We start from the raw sequence: 18134 nt of genomic DNA, 5'->3' as shown, positions 1-18134 counted from the left end.
TATGTTATCTTTTGTTCAAAAACTACACACACAAGGCCTGCGGGTCTGGCTGGGTGACAACAATTCGCTGGCACTGGGATATGAGGAAACCGTCGCAGCAGAATTGATTGCCGAGCTAAAAGCCAACAAGCCAGCCTTGCTGGCTTTGCTTGAAGAGCATCAGATACACTCAGAGCAGGCCTTTTTAAACTGGTCTGTGTTGCAGCTTTCTTTATTGTCTAATGCTCAGGCACGACTGTTGTTTGTCGACCGCTTACAGCCACAGCGCTGTGCCTATCATATTCCGATGCTGGTCGAGCACCAGCAAGCGGACACGGTTGCCAAACTGGACAAGGCCATTCAGGCACTGACGGTGCGCCACCCGATCTTAAACAGCCAGATTGTGGAGCACGACGATCAGCTCTTTTGTCAGCCCCGCAGTAGCGCACTGAACTCCGTACAAACACGGTGCAACGATCCTGAGCAACTGAAAGCGCAGGTTCAAACACAAGTGCTGACACCGTTTGATTTAACCCAGGATGCGCCGCTGCGAGTGGTGCATTATCACTGTGCCTCGAGCACTTACACACTGTTTTTATGGCATCATATTGCCTTTGACGGCTGGTCTATGCAGTTGTTTTTCAAAGAGCTCAGTCAGCTGATGGCCGACCCTTCATGGGCGCAGCAACAGCCATCGCCTTTGTCCTACTTTGACTACGCAAGCTGGCACCGGACACTGGATCAGCAACAGGCACATGATTACTGGCAGACACAATTAAAAGATGCGCTGCCAACCCGGCTACCCAAAACGCTGGACGCGCCTTTAAATGAGCCGCTCACCCGTGGCAGTAATCTGTATTTTACCCTGCCCGACACACTGAGCACCCAGCTTCGTCAGCTGGCAAGCTCCCTCAGTGCCACGCCATTCAGTGTCCTGCTCAGTGCCTACTATTATACGCTGATGCTCTTTACCAATCAGAACGATATCCTGCTGGGAGTGCCATCAGACAACCGGGATCACCCGCAAACCCAGGACATTATGGGCTTTTTTGTCAATACCCTGGCGTTACGGGCTGAGCTTGATAAACAAGCCAGCTTTGCGCAACTGGTCACTCAGGTGAAAGAAACCCTGCATCAGGCCAAACGCCATCAGGATCTGCCATTTGATGAGGTGGTTCAGTACTTTGCACAGGACGACCGTGAGCAAAGCGCACTGCAGATTATGTTCAGTGTGCAAAAGCTGGCCAGTCAGCTCGACCCGGCGTTGTCACTGCCCTTTTCAGTCAGCCCGCTGCTCAGTGATGATGAGCTGTATCAGCCCATTAAAGTAGATCTGTTGCTGGCGCTGGATGACAGCGAAGCGACTATTTCTGGCCAGATTGATTACAACCCAAACCGCTTTAGCCAGGCTTATATTGAGGCATTTCGTCAGACCTTTATCCATCTGCTTGAGTGCAGTGTTGCCGCGCCTCACCAGCCGCTGCAATCACACACGTATGTGCCGCCGGGTCAGTGTCTGAGCGAACCGCAGACACAAGACAAACCTGCCTATGAGAACCTCTACGCACGCTTTGTTGCCCAGGCCAAGCAAACCCCGCAGGCCAGTGCCCTGATCTACCAGGAGCAGGAGATAAGTTATCGCACCCTGGCCCGGGAAGTACACACGCTTGCAAGCCATATACGCGCACAGATAGCACAGCATGACGACCCTAAGGTCGCTTTGATGTTTGTTCGTGGACCACAGATGGTCACCGCGATTCTGGCCACCTTAGCCGCAGGTGCGGCTTATGTGCCATTAAGCCCAACTCAGGCCAGCAGCCGTAACCAGTTTATCCTTAATGATTCGGGGGCGGCACTGCTACTGACCCAATCTCAGCTGACGGCACAGGCGCAACAACTGGCCCAGTCCGATGCCACCCCGGTACTGACAACCGAGGCCTTGCTGTCAGATCCTGCGGAATATGAATTAGCGCAGGGCGATGCCGGGCAACTTGCCTACGTTATTTATACCTCGGGCAGTACCGGCCAGCCTAAGGGCGTGATGGTCGAGCATGGTCATGTTGATGCGTTGGTACGCAGCACCAGCGAGGTCTATCAATTTGCCAGCGACGAGCGGACCTACTGGTTAACGCCCTACTTTTTTGATGCCTCAGTCGAGCCGCTGTTTATGACTTTACTCAATGGTGCCTGCCTGGTCATTCCCTGCGAGCGAACTTGCAACGACCCGCTGGCCATGCGAGAGGAAATTCTCGACAGGGCCGTCACTCACCTGGTAGCCTCGCCATCGCATTTACAAGCGATTGGACACTGCGGCAAAGCCAGCGCCATCCGGCGGGTGGTATTCGGTGGTGAGTCCTGTAGCCAAAGCCTGGTCGATACCTGGCAACAACGCCTGTTCAGTGAATATGGCCCTACCGAAGCGACGGTCACGGCCACAGTGCACAGGCAGTTTGCCCAGCAGCAAAACCTCAAGGCCATTGGTCAGCCTTTGCGCCATGTCACCATCGACATAGTCGATGACGCACTCGCGCCTCTGCCGGTCGGTTGCCCCGGTGAGATCCTTATCTCAGGCCACAGTGTTGCCCGTGGCTATCTCAATCTGCCAGAACAAACTGAGGCCCGTTTTATTACCACAACGCGCGGTCGCGCCTATCGCACTGGCGATATGGCCCGTCGTCTGCCCTGCGGTAACCTGGAATTTATGGGCCGTAATGATGCGCAGGTTAAACTTCGTGGCTATCGCATTGAGCTCAATGAAATCGAAGTGGTGCTGCTTAAGCACCCGGATATTGAACAGGCCTGCGTGAAAGTGCAACCCCTGGCACAGGGGCCTGCGCTGGTTGCGTACCTCGGCACCACCAGCATGCTAACACTTGATGAGTTACTGCCCTGGCTGAACGAGCGGCTGCCAGATTACATGCATCCGGCAGCACTGCAATGCAGCGCGACTTTGCCTTTACTGCCTTCCGGCAAGGTTGACGCCCGCGCACTCGCACCGCTGGATATCAGCGTCAGCACCACCTATGTCGCCCCGCAAAGCGCGCTGGAAAAAGATCTCTGCGCCCTGTGGGCCGAACACCTTGGGGTTGAGCAGGTAGGTATGCAGGACAGCTTTTTCGCGCTGGGCGGAAACTCGCTAAGCGCCATGACCCTGGTGGCTAAAATGCAGCGTACTCTGGCGCTGCCTGTCACGCTCAAAGCGTTGCTGAGCCACAAGACACCGGCCGCTATTCTGGCTAATCTGGATACCCAGCACCGCATCGAACCCATTCCCGTGCTCGCCGATCCTACCCAACCTGTGGCAGTCACCCCTCAGCAGCAAGCTATGTTACTGAGTGAACGCCTTGCCACCACTGCAGGGGCCTATCATATCCCCCTGATGCTAAGCTGCGAGTCGCTGGCACAGCAGCAGGCGCTGATGGAAGGGGTGCAGCAAGTGATCAGCCGCCATCAAATATTACAGCAGGGCTACGATCAGGATGAGCAGGGACACTGGTTTATCAGTCAGACGCGCTACCCGGTGCCCTGCCAGGTACTGGCGTTACAGAGCCATAATGACAGTGCCTTGCAGGAATTTGTCAATGCACCGTTTACCCTGGACACCTCAGCGCCGGTGCGAGTGGCACAACTGCGTGTAGGCCCGCTGCCCAGCTACAGGCTGTTACTGGTGTTTCACCATGTGGCCTTTGACGGCTGGTCGGTCGAGCGCTTTATTCGTGAACTGGATCAGCAAATGGCCGGTCAGGTAATTAACCCGCCCACACTGACTTACCGGGACTATGCCCACTGGCGCAGCACCCTGGACGAGCAGGCAGAGCTGGATTACTGGCAACAGGCGTTTGCTGGTATTGACTTGACCCCATGGGAGAGCGACTTTAGCCGCAGCGCCAGTTATGATCCCCAGGGCAAGGCACTGAGCTTTACCCTGCCCGACGCACTAACCCGCTCGTTGCGTGCGCTGGCACAGCAACAGGGAGTCAGCCTTTATGCGACCCTGCTTAGCAGTTTTCAGCTCGCCGCCTGTTTCTGGGCCGATCGGGATGACATTGTCATTGGCACACCGAGCGACAACCGCGCCCACCCGGACAGTCACGAACTAATGGGATATTTTGTCAATACCCTGGCACTGCCGCTGCGCCTGGACAGCACACTCAGTTTTACGGCATTAATGAAACAAGTGCAGACTCAGGTTCACGATGCAAAAAGCCATCAGGGCACCTCTGTGGATGTGCTGGCAGATGCGCTCAACGTTGAGCGCCAAAGTGGCCTGTCGCCACTGTTTCAGTTGTTTTTCACACTGGATCAGTTCAACCCGCTGACTCAGGCATTTAATGGCTTTGAGGTGATCCCGGAGAACCCGCAAGATTACGCCTATACGCCAGCCAAGTTTGAGTGGAATATGGTGTTTAAGGACGACGGCGACCAGCTGCAAGGCCAGTTTACCTATGCCACAACCCGCTATGATGCTACGCGCTGTGAGCAGTTTCTGGCATTTTATCAGGTGCTGCTAAACAACCTGATGGCGGCCCCGGAGCAGCCGGTACGCGACTGCCCGCTGCTCAGCCACGCGCAATTTCAAACCCTGGTGACACACCAGGCACAGCAAAGTAATGCTCCACACACAAACTGGTTAGCCTGTTTTGCACAGGCCTGCGAGCGTGCGCCGCACAACATTGCCTTGTCGTTTGAAGATCAGCAACTCAGCTATGGCGAGCTGGATAGCCTGTCATCACAGCTGGCTGCCACATTGCATCAGCACCTTGGTACGCCGGGTGCTGAGCCCGCCCGCGTCGCACTGCACTTTCACAAAGGCTGTGACATGATCATCGCCATGCTGGCCACGCTCAAAGCCGGTGCCGCTTTCGTTGCGCTGTCGCCCAACCACCCGCAGGCACGCCGTGAAACCCTGTTGCAACAGGCGCAGTGCGCACTGCTGCTCAGTGATGATGCGTTAAGCTGGTCAACGGTGCCCACCTTGCTGTATCACTGGCGAGACTGGCCAGAGACACAGACCGAGCTTAATGATATTAACTTTAACCACAGCCCGGACCGCCTCGCCTATCTGATCTATACCTCCGGCACCACAGGCACCCCCAAAGGGGCCATGCTCAGCCACCGCGGCCTTATCAACCTCTCAGCACACATGATGCACAGCCACCGCTTAATTGGTCAGTCACGTCAGGTGGTTGCCAGCCAGTATGCCGAATATGTCTTCGATGCCTCCATCATCGAGATTTTCCCAGCACTGGCTGCGGGTGCGCGACTGGAGATCATTCCTGAGCCCATACGTCGCGATGTACCCAGGCTGTGTGAGTTCTTGCGTCGCCAGCACGTGGACGTGGCCTTTGTGCCCACCGTGCTGGTCAATCAGTTTGCGGATCTGCTGGCCGAGTGCCAGCTGGATGTGTTGTTTGTCGGTGGCGCGCCGCTCAATCCGGTACATCAGCGCCTGGCAAACACCTTCTACAACGAATATGGACTGAGTGAAACCAGCGTGTGTGTGACTCAGGCCGAGGTCGAACCCCAGCAGCCAGTCACCATAGGGCGCGCCATTCGTAATACCCGTCTGTATGTGCTGGATAAATATCAACGTCCTGTGCCACCGGGCGGCTGTGGCGAGCTGCACAGCGCAGGCTGCAGTACCGGGCTGGGATACTGGCAAAATGCCGATAAGACGGCGGCCCACTTTATCACCCTGACAATGCACCATGGTGCGCAACAATTGCATGAGCAGGTCTACCGCACCGGCGACTTAGTGCGCCGGGTTGATGCGGACACCCTGCAGTTTGTGGCACGGACCGATCAGCAGCTGGAGATCAATGGCTACCGCATTGAGCCGGGTGAAATCGAGGCAAAATTATTGACCCACCCGGATGTCTGCCAGGCCGTGGTCTGTCAGGTTCAGGGGCATGCACAGCAGCTTATCGCCTACTGTGTGTTAAGCCAAAGCGCCACCTCCGCTGTGGCAGACTCGCATTCTCGTGCCTTGCTCAACTGGCTGAACGCCCAGCTGCCGCCTTATATGCGACCAAAACACCTGTTGTTTGTGTCTCATTTCCCGCTGACCTTAAATGGCAAGCTGGATCTTAAGCAGTTGCCGCAGCCTGAGCTGGATCAGCTTCAGGTTGAGCAGCGCGCCCCGCAAACGCAAACCGAACAAACCGTGCTCGAACTTTGCCAGCGCTTGCTGGGCGTGTCTGAGCTGAATATCAATCATGACTTTTTCGAGCTGGGCGGCTCTTCCGTGCAAGCTGCGCGGCTAATCGCTGAGTGTGAAAAAGCCTTTGTGGTCAATATTGAACTGGCCACCTTACTGACTCATCCGGTGCTGGCCGAGTTTGCCGCCGCCGTTGATCGGCTGCTGGCGGAACAAGCCATCCCCGACGCCGAATTTGAAATGGAATTATAATGAGGTTCTCCATGCACCAGTTAATGTATACCCTAAAAGCCCAACAGATCAGTGTCTGGCATGATCAGGGCAAGCTGAAGCTTGCCAGCCAGAGTGATGTTAGCCAGTCAGACATAGTGGCAACGATCCGGGCACATAAAACCCAGCTGCTGGATTATTTGCAGCGTCATCACATCAACAGTCGCCTGTGTTTTGAACAAACTCAGATTTTTGCCAGCGAGAGTGATGCCGCACCGCTGACACTGGGCCAGACACAAATGCTGTTTTCTCAGCAGGTCAGCGATCAGACCCATACTTATCACATTCCCTGTCTGCTCAAGCTCAGTGCTGAGTGCGACATGGCTAAAATGGAGCAGGCGTTGCAGCGCTTGTGTCAGCGACACAGTGCGCTGGACACCTGTTTTACCAGCAACGCACAAGGTCAGATGCAACAGCAGCGTTGCACAACGCCCTTTACGCTGAAGCAACTGCACTGCGATGAAGCAGAACTGGCGCCAACATGCCAGCAGCTGTTTACCCAGCCTTTTGCGCTGCATGAAGCGCGCCCGTTTCGTGCCACCTGGATAAGCACGCAGTCGCACCAGTATTTGTATCTGGTGTGGCATCACATTGCCTTTGATGGCTGGTCGCTGGGGGTCTTTTTAGCGCAGCTGCAAGCCAGTTACCAGCAAACGCCACTGGCAGACACCTTGCAGTTTAATGACTACGCTCACTGGCAGGCACAGCGCCTCAGTGCGCAGCGCATTGCCACGCTAAAAGACTATTGGCAAATACAACTGGACAACCACAGCGCCCTGCATCTGCCCTGTGCCAACGCCAGACCAAAAGTCTTTGACCACAGCGGGAAAAATATCACGCTGATTCTGCCAGAGGGCAGTGACGAGCAACTCCAGGCAGTGGCAAAACGCCACAAGATCAGCACCAACACGCTGGGCCTTGCGGCCTGGTTTCACACTTTGTGTTTATACAGTGGTCAGCAGGATCTGATCATCGGCCTGCCCAGCGATAACCGCCCCAACCAGGCCTGTCAGCAGATCCTTGGCTATTTTGTCAATTCCCTGCCGATCAGATTACAGGCTGAACTGACCCTTTGCGTGAGCGACTGGCTGGCGCAGGTACAGCGTCAGGTCAATGAGGCCAAAGCCCATCAGGACTTGCCTTTTGAAGAAATCAAATCGGCGCTGGCGGTGACCATGGACACCAGCCGCCACCCGATATTCCAGACCATGTTCACCTCCAGCCAGTTTCAGCAAGGCAGTGCGAATACGCTGTGGCAACAACACCACACAGCAACGGATGCCGATGTAACTGCTAAGTTTGACCTGACCATGCATCTGGAATTGGCTCCCGGACAGGCGCAAGTGAACCTCAACTATGCCAGCGCACTGTATAGTGACGCACATGCCAAGCGTATCGCCACCTTATATACCCGGATATTAGCCGCTTACGCAGACAGCCAGACAATCCAGCAGACGCCGCTGTGTAACCTGCCGCTCCTCAGCGAAGCCGACCTCGCGGAGCAACAGCAGCTGAGCGGTTTGTCACAGGCTTTCCCGGCACCGCACACCATCACTGAGCGCTTTGCTGATATGGCATCGCGCTATGCACAGCGCCCTGCGCTAGTTACGGCTGAGCGACAGTGGACCTATCAGCAGCTGGATCAGGAAACCAATCGACTGGCTGCGCAGATCCAGGCCTTTGCGCCTCAGGCTCGGGTCGTCGCCCTGCATATGCCGGGCGATGCCGCTTTGGTCATTGCCATGCTGGCCACGCTCAAGGCCGGGGCTGCTTACACCACCTTGCCCTGTAAGGACCCGTTGCCACGACGTGCCTATCAGCTGGAAGACAGCCAGGCCGAACTGCTGCTCACTCAGGGCACCCAGGTTGAAGAGGCAGAGCTACTGGCCGACGCAGCCCAGCTGCCATTACTGAATGTCGACGACATCATTGGCAATACCTCACTCAGCACGCAACCGGTGCACAGTGAACTCACGCCAAACAGCCTGGCGAATATCATTTATACCTCGGGCACCACGGGACAGCCCAAAGGCGTGATGGTCAGTCACTATGGCTGTACTTCTTTAACCCTGGATAACACTTATATTAGCGTCACGCCTCAGTCGCGCTTTATGCAACTGGCCAACCCGGCGTTTGATGCCACCACCTTTGAGGTATGGATGCCGCTACTCAATGGTGCGAGCCTCTACTGTGGCTATAACGACCTGCTGAGTCAGGTGGCCGGGTTTAAGGCGCTGCTGAATGAGCAAGGCATCACCACGCTGTGGCTGACCCGGGCATTATTCGACACGCTGTATCAGCAAGACCCCACGCTGTTTGCCTCGCTGGAACATCTTCTGGTGGGCGGTGAAGCCCTGACCTGCGAGCTGGTCAATCAGCTGCTCAGCTCCGCTTATGCGCCGGCGCATTTTATCAACGGCTATGGCCCAACCGAGTGCACCACCTTTACAACCTGCTACGAGCTCAGCGAAGCACATGCTCAAATTCCGATTGGGGCACCCATCGCCGGGCGCGCTACGGTGGTGCTGGGCCAACAGGGCCAACTGCTGCCGCCTGGCTGCCCCGGCGAGCTATACATCACCGGAGCCGGTCTGGCCCAGGGCTATCTCAATCGCGAGGCACTGAGTGAACAAAAGTTTGTCACCCTGAGCCTATTTGATAAGGCCCAGCGTTACTATCGCAGTGGCGATCTGGTGTACTGGCAAGCAGACGGCACGCTGGCCTATCTGGGCCGCAATGATGAGCAGGTCAAGATCCGTGGCCACCGTGTGGAGCTGGGTGAAATCGAGCAGCAACTCAATGTGCTGCCTCAGATCAGTAACTGCGCCGTGGTGGTGCGCCAGCATCAGGGCCACAGTCAGCTCGATGCCTATGTGGTGCTTGCCCAGCAGCAAGATACCGCAGCGCAGCTTGCTGTGATCCGGGACACACTGAACCAGCGCCTGCCGGGCTATATGCAGCCCCATACCCTCAGTGCCATTGAGCAACTGCCACTGACCGCCAATGGCAAGCTGGATAAGCGTCGCCTGCCCGCGCCACAGCAAGTTGCAGACACAGTAATAGCGCCCGACACGGCGACAGAGAAGAAACTGCTGCTCCTTTGGCTGTCTCTGCTGGGTATTGACAGCATGTGTGTGACACAGCCTGTGATGCACTATGGTGCCGACTCCATCCGGCTGCTGCACTTTTGCAGCGCGGCCAGTAAAGAAGGCTGGCAGCTGACCCCCAAACTGGTGATAGAGCACAACACCATACGTGCCCAGGCCCAGCTGCTGGATCAGCAAAACCGCGATCTGTTCAACGGTATGAATGATGACGAAGCACTGCAGGCCGTATTACAGCTGCCACACTTTGAACCCGGCTTGATCCGTCCGGCCACGGTATCCGATGCCGCGGTGCTCCACCTGTTCCCGGCCGCCGCCAGTGCCGACAGCTTTAACCCATTGATTGCCCGATTAAATGAGCATTTCGCAGTGCACGCGCTGGAGAATGTGAAAATCTTCACCGGTCGTCACCTCAACCAGCTGAGCCTGATACGGTATTATGCCGAGCGGATCATCGCGCACCAAAGCGAAGGACCTTATTATCTGGGTGGCTTCTGTGAAGGCGCAGCCCTGAGTCTGGAAGTGGCCAGACACCTGGAATCTCTGGGCCATGAAGTGGCGCATAGCTTCCTGATTGACCCCATTATTCCGCAACTGAGCGCAGCGCAGCTGGCCGAAGCAGAGCAGCGTGTGCAAGACAGCGACCCAGGTCTGGAAACCTGGCCAGTAGGACGCGCCTTTGTCGACTTTGTGCGCCACTTCCACACCGCCGACCCTTACCCCTATTCGGTGAGCTTTTTTACAGCCGACCGGGTGAGTGATGACGCCATGCCCACCCAGGTGCTGGGACTGTTCGAGCCGGTGTTTGATGTACCTACCGTGTATAAAGCGACCTTTGCATTGCCCGACAACGGCTTTGCGTCATTGCTGCCACAGGCCGAGTACATCCGCCTGCACAGCGCCCATGATGAAATTATGACCGATGAACAGGACCTGCACTGCATTGCCACGCGCATCAATCAGGTTTTGGCCTCGGCCCATCCCCATCTTGTTCAGGAGCGACGCGCATGAACAAACAACAACTGTGTAAGCGCTACGGTATACACCTTGGCCTGACCATGTTTGCGGCCATGCTGCTGCTGCCCATTCTGACCCCTTATCTGCTTGTCCAGGGGTTTGTGGTCAGCCAGATTGCCATTGCCATGGTGGTCATGAGCGCGGTGATCATTGTCAGTGAAGTGCCAAGCGGGGCCCTTGCCGACCATTTCGGTCGTCGCCGGTTGTTTTGCTGCTCGCTGATCTTTGCCCTACTGACCAACTTATTGCTGCTGGTAGCCACTGATTTTGTCACTTTGCTGATCGCGGTCAGCTGCTGGGGACTGAATCAGGCCACCCTGAGTGGCACGCTCAACGCCTGGTTTGTGGAGCGCTTCAAAGAAGCCGAGGGCGAGCAAACCCTGAATCAGGGATTTGCGTCGGCCTACGGACTGGCCTATGGCATTGGCGCATCTTCTGCGGTGCTCTCTGCTGTGTTTCTGGCCTTTGGCAATCAGCTGGGGCTGTCGACCTTGCAGATGTACCAGCTGATCTTTATCGTTTCCAGTATTGGATTTGTTTTGCTGCTGCCACTGACATTTCATTGGGTAAAGGAAGTGAAATTGCCCTCAGAGCATAGCTTTAAACAGGCACTGAACCATCATGTTGGCACCACCATCAAAACAGTGCGCCAACCCGCGCTTGCGAAGCTGCTGATTGCATTGGTGATAGTCATTCCGGTCAGTGCCAGTATCGAAAAGTTCTGGCCTATCTTTGTGCACCAGCTGGAGCAGGTGGACATGGATGCGGTGGCCTGGTTATTCCCGGCGGTAATGGCGGCGACCTTTGCCCTCAACGGGGTGGCAGCGGTCCTCAGCGCGAAGCTGTGTACACTCCTCAATCAGAAACTGGGACAAGCCATGGCCGTTGCTCACCTGCTTAAGCTGGTTGCCTTAGTGGCCATGGCGCTGGCCCCGGGCCTGAGCTGGTTTGTGGCAGCGTTACTGCTGTTCTTCCTGTGCTTTGGCCTGACTCAGCCTGCGCAGTTACAGTTGCAGCACCAGCTGTGCGACAACAGTGTGCGGGCCACTATAGAGTCACTCGGTTCCTTGACCACTCGGATGGGTGGGATGCTGGGTGCCGCGCTGACGGGCGCTTTACTCAACCTGGTGTCTCTGCCGGTCAGCTGGTTGCTGCTTGGTGCCCTGTCGCTGCTTGGCATAGTGCTGTTATTCAGCCCATCGCTCAACCAGCCAGAGCAGCCAGAAGACAAAGAAACCACGCCCGAGGCGGCGCCCGCAGACGTCAGCGTCTGACGGTCACACTCGATGTATAACGAGGGGCATCCTGGAGCTGTAGTGTCAGGGTGTCGCCCTCATTGAGTGCGCCAACGCCCTGCGGGGTGCCCGTCATAATGATGTCGCCCGGATGCAGGGTGAAATAACGGCTGATCTCGCGCAGCAAAGTGGCCAGCGAAAAAATCATCAGGCTGCTGTCGCCGTGCTGTTTAAGGACGTCATTTTGCCAGAATCGATAGTGCAACTCAGTGTTTTCATCCAGACCCTGAACGGGCGTGAAGGGAGTCAGCGCACAACTTTGATCAAACGCCTTCGCACATTCCCAGGGATGCCCTTGTTGCTTCAGTTTGGTTTGTAAGTCCCTGAGTGTCAGGTCCAGCCCGGTTGCAATACCGCAGATGTGTTGCAACGGCGCGCAGGTGTTGCTGTTTATGGTTTCCCCCACCAGCAGCACCAGTTCAGCTTCATAATGGTGCTCACCCAGTGCGGCATTGAGTGCCAGTGGCGCTTGAAAGTCGCAAAACGCCGAAGCAGGTTTAATAAAAAGTAGTGGGCTGTCCGGTATCGGATTGTTTAACTCTTCTGCATGTGCCACATAATTGCGACCCACACACACGGCCTTGCCAACTCCCAGAGCAACTGCGTCGCCCGAATTCCATACATGCTGGTACATAAAGACCTCCGTTCATAAATGAGTGACAAGTATAACGGATAAGCGTATCAACACAGAGCCCGCCGCCCTAATGTTGGATATAACCAATATGAATAACAATCGCCTTTTTACTCTAGCCAACAAAGGTAAAGTTAAATTGCCGCAGCCTCACGGTTTGCTTTACATTGTCACCACGGCCGATAGGCGCGCCAGTTGCAAGGGATCCGCAGTCAGGATATAACAAAATATAAACAAAAAAGACAAAGGTAAATCATGAAACAACATGCGAACGTGCCCCTCAACGACTTTGTTGAGTACCCACAGGAAGAAATGCTAAACCGAGCCACCGAGTTTTTGGATGAGGCAAAGCGCCGTCACACTATCCGCAGCTTTAGTGATCGGCCGGTACCCAAAGAAATTATTGAAGCCTGCATTAAAACGGCAGGCTCTGCCCCCAGCGGTGCCAATCATCAGCCCTGGCATTTTGTGGCCATCCACAGCCAGGACGTGAAGCAACAGATCCGCGCTGCCGCAGAGCAACAGGAACAGGCCTTTTATGAGGGCCGCGCCGGTGAAGAGTGGCTCGATGCTTTAAAACCGCTTGGCACCGATGCCGATAAACCCTATCTGGAGCATGCCCCCTGGCTGATTGCCATCTTTAGCCAGAAAAAAGGCGGTATTCACAGCGAGGACAAGCATACCAACTATTATGTCCATGAATCCGTTGGTATTGCGACTGGCTTTCTGATCCAGGCTTTGCACCATGCCGGGCTGGCCACGTTGACCCACACGCCGAAACCCATGAGCTTCCTGATGGAGATCTGTCAGCGCGATAAGGAAAACGAGCGCCCTTATATGCTGCTGATCGCCGGTTATCCGGCCGAGGATGCCACCGTGCCAGAACACGCGCTGGTTAAAAAGCCGCTTGAGGAGATCGCGACTTTTCTGTAGCAGCAGTCACGCCTGTCGGTGTGCCTGCAACCAGCAGCTCACCGACTTGCAGACCACTTATCACCTCAACCTGATCGCCATACTCCCTGCCAAGGCGAATAAAGCGGCTTTGCACCTGGCCGTTATCCAGCACCGCCACTTTACTGAGCTGGCCATAATGTTGCACTAAAGCCGAGGGGATCAGCACTGCCGGGCGCTCGCTCCCGGGCAACTTTAACATGGCGTACATGCCCGGGATCACGCCCTGTGCCCACTGCATATCCAGCTTCACCGTAAAGCTGCGTGCGCCGCGATCGGCCACCGGGACCAGTTCACTGATGGTGGCATATTGCGTCGCCTCGGCCGCCGGAATACTCACCTGATGACGCGCCCCGATTGTCAGCTCGCTGAGCAAGCGCTCACGCACCGAGACCTCAACCTGCAACTGCGCCGGGTTATAAATGGAAACCAGCGGCGTGCCGGGATTGAGCATGGCACCCGGCTCTTGCAAGCGCGCGACCAAAGTGCCGGAGATGGGCGCCCGTACCTGGGTATAACTTAAGGCCACTTCAGCGCCAGCATATTGTTGTGCCAGGGCCGCTTCTTTGGCGGTCAGTTCATTCACCTGAGTCTGCCATTCATCCACCTGATTATGGGCAACCAGGCCTTTTTGCTGGAGCGCCTGCGCACGCGCGAGCTGTTTTTTTGCCTGTGTCAGCTGTGCCAGATTAGCCTGCTGTTCGGCTTTCACCGCCTCCAGCTGTGCGCGCAAGTCGGCATCATCCAGCGTGGCAATCAACTGACCTGCCTGGATCGGATCGCCAGAGCGCACCGTCAGGGTTTTCAGCTGTGCCAGCACCCGGCTGGCGACAACCGTGTTGTGTTTGGCAATCACGCTGCCCGGGATCTGCTCTACGTCCTTGACCAGTCGCTGCTCAACTTCGTGCAAGTTCAGCTTTGGTACAGTGCTGTGCGGCTTATCCCCGGGCGACACTTTGCTGTTAAACATCCCGGCCATCCAGCCCACCGCCACTAGCAACAAGGCAATCGCCAGCACGGGGCGCAAAAATCGAATATCAAACATAACGAGTCTCCGGAGCAACAGAATTCGGGTCGGCTATGGCCGTGTCGTCGGGCGTTTTGAACACCAGGTAATAGACCACAGGCACAACCAATAAAGAAAACAGGGTTGAAGCGATAATGCCAAACATGATTGCCAGTGCCAGACCACTGAACACGGGGTCGAGAATGATCACCAGATTGCCCAGTAAAGTGGTGCCAGCGGTCAGCAGCACCGGCCGCATACGCACGCTCCCGGCACGGATCAGGGCCGCCTGCAGTGGCATACCGGCCTGTCTGGCCTGAGTAATAAATTCGACCAGAATGAGTGAGTTTCTGACCACAATCCCGGCCAGTGCGATCATGCCTATCATGGCCGTCGCGGTGAACAACACCGGCTCTGGCGCCCCCGCAACGGTGCGCTCACCAAACTGATTCAGTGCCCAGAAGCCTGGCATAATACCTATCATAGTCAGGGGAATAGCAGACATGATGATCAGCGCCAAAGCACTGGATGCGGTCTGCCAACGCAGGATCACGAAAATCGCCGCCAGCGCAAAGGCAAACGCTATCCCCATATCCCGAAACACCCTGACAGTTATCCGCCACTCCCCCTCACCACTGAAGCGATACTCGGTTCCCTCGGGGAGCTGCCAGGGCACGCCGCCACCGCTACTGAGAAAGGTACGCTGCTGCCAGGCGCTTGCCTGTATTTCATCCGGTATAACTGTACCGGCTGGTTGCTCATCGGCCACCACATCGGCAATCACCTCGGCCGGGGTACGGCCATTTAATTCTGCAAAGACGTACACTACAGGTGCCAGATCTTTTCGATAAATCGGCGGCTCAACCGTCAGCGTGTGTACTTCTCCCAACTCAGACAGAGCCACCATAGGACGGGCCGCCCGGCTGAGGCCAAAATTGTCCTGCTGCTGCGTAACATCACTGCTGCCACGGATCTGGGTGGCGAGCAGATCCGCCCATCGCTGGCGATCCGCATAAGCGAGTTGTAAGGTGATAGGCACGGGCTGCGCTTCTCTTGGCTGATACAGCAGTCCGGCCTGCATGCCTCCGCTGGCCATGGCCAGGGTTTGGTTAATTTCCACACTGCTTACCCCGGACAACGCTGCTTTGTGTTTATCGGTGACAAAACGCTGCAAGGTAACCGGCGCGGACAAAGACGTGTCGACTTCGACCACATGGGCTTCCTGACGCAACCGTGCCGCCAGCCTGAGCGCCGCATCATGGTGGGTGTCGGCAGAAATAAAAGGCTCGGCATAGACTTCCGCCGTCAGTGTACTTAATACCGGCGGCCCCGGCGGGACCTCAACCACTTTAATCACCACGCCGTCTCGATTGAACTCAGACAGAGCCTGGCGCAGCCGCAGCACCACAGCATGAGACTGGTGTGCCCGCTCGCGTTTATCCAGCAATAACACCCGCAACTCGGCCAGATTATCACTGTGGCGACGATAATAACCGCGCACCATACCGTTAAAATCCATACTCGACGGCTGACCCACATAAGCAGCAATGGCGCTGACCTCGCTGAATTGCCAAACCTGTTGTTGCACGGTACGGGTCAAACGCGCGGTGGCTTCCAGCGTGCTTCCCTCGGGTAAGTCGATCAGTATCTGAACTTCGTTTTTATTGTCGTAGGGCAATAGCTTGAGCGGCACCGCCCGCAGCACAGGTAAGCTGGCGCTGAGTACAAACAACGCCAGCACGGCCCATAACAGCCCTTTGGCACGCCATGGTGAGCGTAACAACGGGGTGAGCAGAGCGCCATACCAGGCGTTATCCTGCGTTGATGCTGCCGACGGTTGAGTCCGCAGCAAGCGACTGGCCAGCCAGGGAGTGATAAAAAAGGCCACCACGGTTGAGATCATCACACTGACGGGCACATTAAACGCCATGGGTGCCATGTATGGCCCCATCATGCCGGTGATATACGCCAGCGGCAAAAACGCCATCATAATCGTCAGCGTTGACATCAACAAAGCGGTGCGGATCTCCAGCATAGCGGCGACAATCTGCTGGCGACGGGGCTTGCCGGGCACCAGCATACGGCTGATGTTATCTATCCCGGTAATGGGATCATCCACCAGCAAACCCAGCGAGAGGATCAGGGCAAACAGGGTGACCCGGTTAATGGTATAACCAAACGCCCAGTCCAGTGCCAGCGTGATCCCATAGCACACAGGAATGGCCAAGCCCACCACGATGGCCGGTCGCCAGCCAAGGAAGACTCCTACAAAGATCACCACAGTCAGCACCGCAAACGCCAGACTGGCCATCAGATCGTTGACCTTTTCATCGGCGGTTTGACCGTAGTCCCGCAATACCCGCACAGCCACTTCCGGCGGCAATAACTGTGTTTGCAGGCGACTCATCAGCTGATGCACTTGTTCGGCCACCGCGACGGCATTACTGCCTTTTTGCTTTGCCACACTGATGGTGACCAGCGGCAGGCCTTGCTGCTGGTCGCTGAGCGCCAGCCATTGATAATGCTCAGGCTCGCCCGGCCCCTCGGCAATGCGCGCAACATCCCTGAGCTTCACAGCACGCCCGTTCACCACAGTGATCACTAAGTCGCGTAACGCCGCACTGGTGCGCAGCACATCGCCCGACTCCAGCACAATCTGCTTGCTGCCCGCACTGCGCTTGCCTACCTGGAGCAACTGATTGCTGTTTTGAATGGCCTGTAATACATCCAGCGGCGTGCTCTGATGCGCCGCCAGCGCGGTTGCATCCAGCCATACGTTCAGCTGGCGCTGCCGCCCGGCAACCACATTGACTTCACTGGTGTCGGGCAGGCGTTGTAGTTGCGTTGAAATTTCCTGGGCAAAGCGGGTTAAGTCATAATCATCGTATAAGGCTGGATTTTCGCTATATAAGCCCAGCATCACAATGGGCACATCGTCGACTTCCACCGGCCGGATCTGCCAGTCGCTGACCACCGCGGCCATCTGATGCTCATTGGCATAGAGTTTAGTGTAGGTATTCAGGATAGCCTGCTCGCGGCTTTCACCAACCTGAAATCGCAAGGTGACCACCGCACGGCCACTGTGGGTGGTTGAATATACATGCTCTACTCCCGGAATTTGCAACAGCAGCTTTTCAAGCGGCGTGGTCACCAGACGCACCACTTCCGGCGCAGCAATGTTGGGCGCGGTGACATGAATATCGAGCATGGGCACCACAATTTGCGGCTCTTCCTCTCTTGATGTGAATTGCAAGGCCAGCACACCCAGGACCATGGAAAAGACAAACAACAGCGCCGGTAAACGGCCCGCCAGGCTTTGGCCGATGACTCGCTCAGTGAATCCCCCGGATCCGCTCATGCTCCCTCCTGTTCGGCACAGAACAGCTGATAGAGTTGTTGCAGGATCACCAGCACTTTGTCATCGGCAATGCGGTAGTACACCGCTGCCCCCTCACGCCGTGACGCGACCAGCCCGGCTTTTCTCATGGCAGCCAGGTGCTGAGATAAGGCAGACTGAGCCAGCGGCACCTGAGCATTTAACTCACCGACACTAAGCTCCGTACTTTGCAGGCTGCATAAAATCATCAACCGATTGCGGTTTGCCAACATCTTCAGTAATGCCTCTGCTTGTGCGGCACTGTCGGCCATTGCGTGTAAATCCATACTTCCCCCCAACATTGGTTACACAGGGAGTATAGAATAGAACATTAGAAATTACTAATAT

General features: G+C 56.1%; 8 protein-coding genes. 4 read left to right on the top strand and 4 right to left on the bottom strand.

All coding sequences use genetic code 11. The annotated features are described in order from the left end of the window. Position 1: 1 nt before the first annotated feature. From C3B51_RS19025 to C3B51_RS19015, 3 genes are read left to right on the top strand one after another with little or no spacing between them, the layout of a single operon-like run. On the top strand, positions 2-6388 hold the full coding sequence (locus C3B51_RS19025) for a non-ribosomal peptide synthetase (protein ID WP_165389198.1): 6387 nt from the start codon (positions 2-4) through the stop codon (positions 6386-6388). A gap of 11 nt (positions 6389-6399) precedes the next feature. Next, complete coding sequence (locus C3B51_RS19020) at positions 6400-10521, top strand: non-ribosomal peptide synthetase (protein WP_165389197.1); 4122 nt, start codon at positions 6400-6402, stop codon at positions 10519-10521. Next, a complete protein-coding gene (locus tag C3B51_RS19015; protein WP_240701930.1) occupies positions 10518-11801 on the top strand; it encodes an MFS transporter in 1284 nt (427 codons plus the stop codon). The genes C3B51_RS19020 and C3B51_RS19015 overlap by 4 nt, the downstream gene beginning before the upstream one ends. Here C3B51_RS19015 and C3B51_RS19010 read toward each other — a convergent pair. Further along, complete coding sequence (locus C3B51_RS19010) at positions 11791-12456, bottom strand: fumarylacetoacetate hydrolase family protein (protein WP_130246060.1); 666 nt, start codon at positions 12454-12456, stop codon at positions 11791-11793. The genes C3B51_RS19015 and C3B51_RS19010 overlap by 11 nt on opposite strands. 252 nt (positions 12457-12708) lie before the next feature. On the opposite strand from C3B51_RS19010, the gene C3B51_RS19005 reads away from it, so the two are divergent. Continuing rightward, entirely contained in the window at positions 12709-13386 is a 678-nt protein-coding gene (locus C3B51_RS19005; RefSeq protein WP_125721242.1) for a nitroreductase family protein, read from the top strand. Here C3B51_RS19005 and C3B51_RS19000 read toward each other — a convergent pair. From C3B51_RS19000 to C3B51_RS18990, 3 genes are read right to left on the bottom strand one after another with little or no spacing between them, the layout of a single operon-like run. Further along, positions 13349-14449 carry an efflux RND transporter periplasmic adaptor subunit gene (locus tag C3B51_RS19000; protein WP_130246059.1) on the bottom strand — a complete coding sequence of 367 codons (1101 nt, stop codon included), beginning with the start codon at positions 14447-14449 and terminating at the stop codon, positions 13349-13351. The genes C3B51_RS19005 and C3B51_RS19000 overlap by 38 nt on opposite strands. Beyond that, on the bottom strand, positions 14442-17768 hold the full coding sequence (locus C3B51_RS18995) for an efflux RND transporter permease subunit (RefSeq protein WP_130246058.1): 3327 nt from the start codon (positions 17766-17768) through the stop codon (positions 14442-14444). Before C3B51_RS18995 ends, C3B51_RS19000 begins: the two co-directional genes overlap by 8 nt. Next, entirely contained in the window at positions 17765-18073 is a 309-nt protein-coding gene (locus tag C3B51_RS18990; protein ID WP_130246057.1) for an ArsR/SmtB family transcription factor, read from the bottom strand. Before C3B51_RS18990 ends, C3B51_RS18995 begins: the two co-directional genes overlap by 4 nt. Positions 18074-18134 lie beyond the last annotated feature (61 nt).

The sequence above is a fragment of the Pseudoalteromonas rubra genome, from assembly GCF_004212645.1.
Lineage (GTDB): Bacteria > Pseudomonadota > Gammaproteobacteria > Enterobacterales > Alteromonadaceae > Pseudoalteromonas > Pseudoalteromonas rubra_G.
Note: the sequence above shows the minus strand (reverse complement) of the source record. Positions and strands in the feature narration are given on the sequence as shown.

Coding starts and splice junctions, on each gene's coding strand:
- C3B51_RS19025 (WP_165389198.1), top strand. CDS start 2: ATGTTATCTTTTGTTCAAAAACTACACACACAAGGCCTGCGGGTCTGG.
- C3B51_RS19020 (WP_165389197.1), top strand. CDS start 6,400: ATGCACCAGTTAATGTATACCCTAAAAGCCCAACAGATCAGTGTCTGG.
- C3B51_RS19015 (WP_240701930.1), top strand. CDS start 10,518: ATGAACAAACAACAACTGTGTAAGCGCTACGGTATACACCTTGGCCTG.
- C3B51_RS19010 (WP_130246060.1), bottom strand. CDS start 12,456: ATGTACCAGCATGTATGGAATTCGGGCGACGCAGTTGCTCTGGGAGTT.
- C3B51_RS19005 (WP_125721242.1), top strand. CDS start 12,709: ATGAAACAACATGCGAACGTGCCCCTCAACGACTTTGTTGAGTACCCA.
- C3B51_RS19000 (WP_130246059.1), bottom strand. CDS start 14,449: ATGTTTGATATTCGATTTTTGCGCCCCGTGCTGGCGATTGCCTTGTTG.
- C3B51_RS18995 (WP_130246058.1), bottom strand. CDS start 17,768: ATGAGCGGATCCGGGGGATTCACTGAGCGAGTCATCGGCCAAAGCCTG.
- C3B51_RS18990 (WP_130246057.1), bottom strand. CDS start 18,073: ATGGATTTACACGCAATGGCCGACAGTGCCGCACAAGCAGAGGCATTA.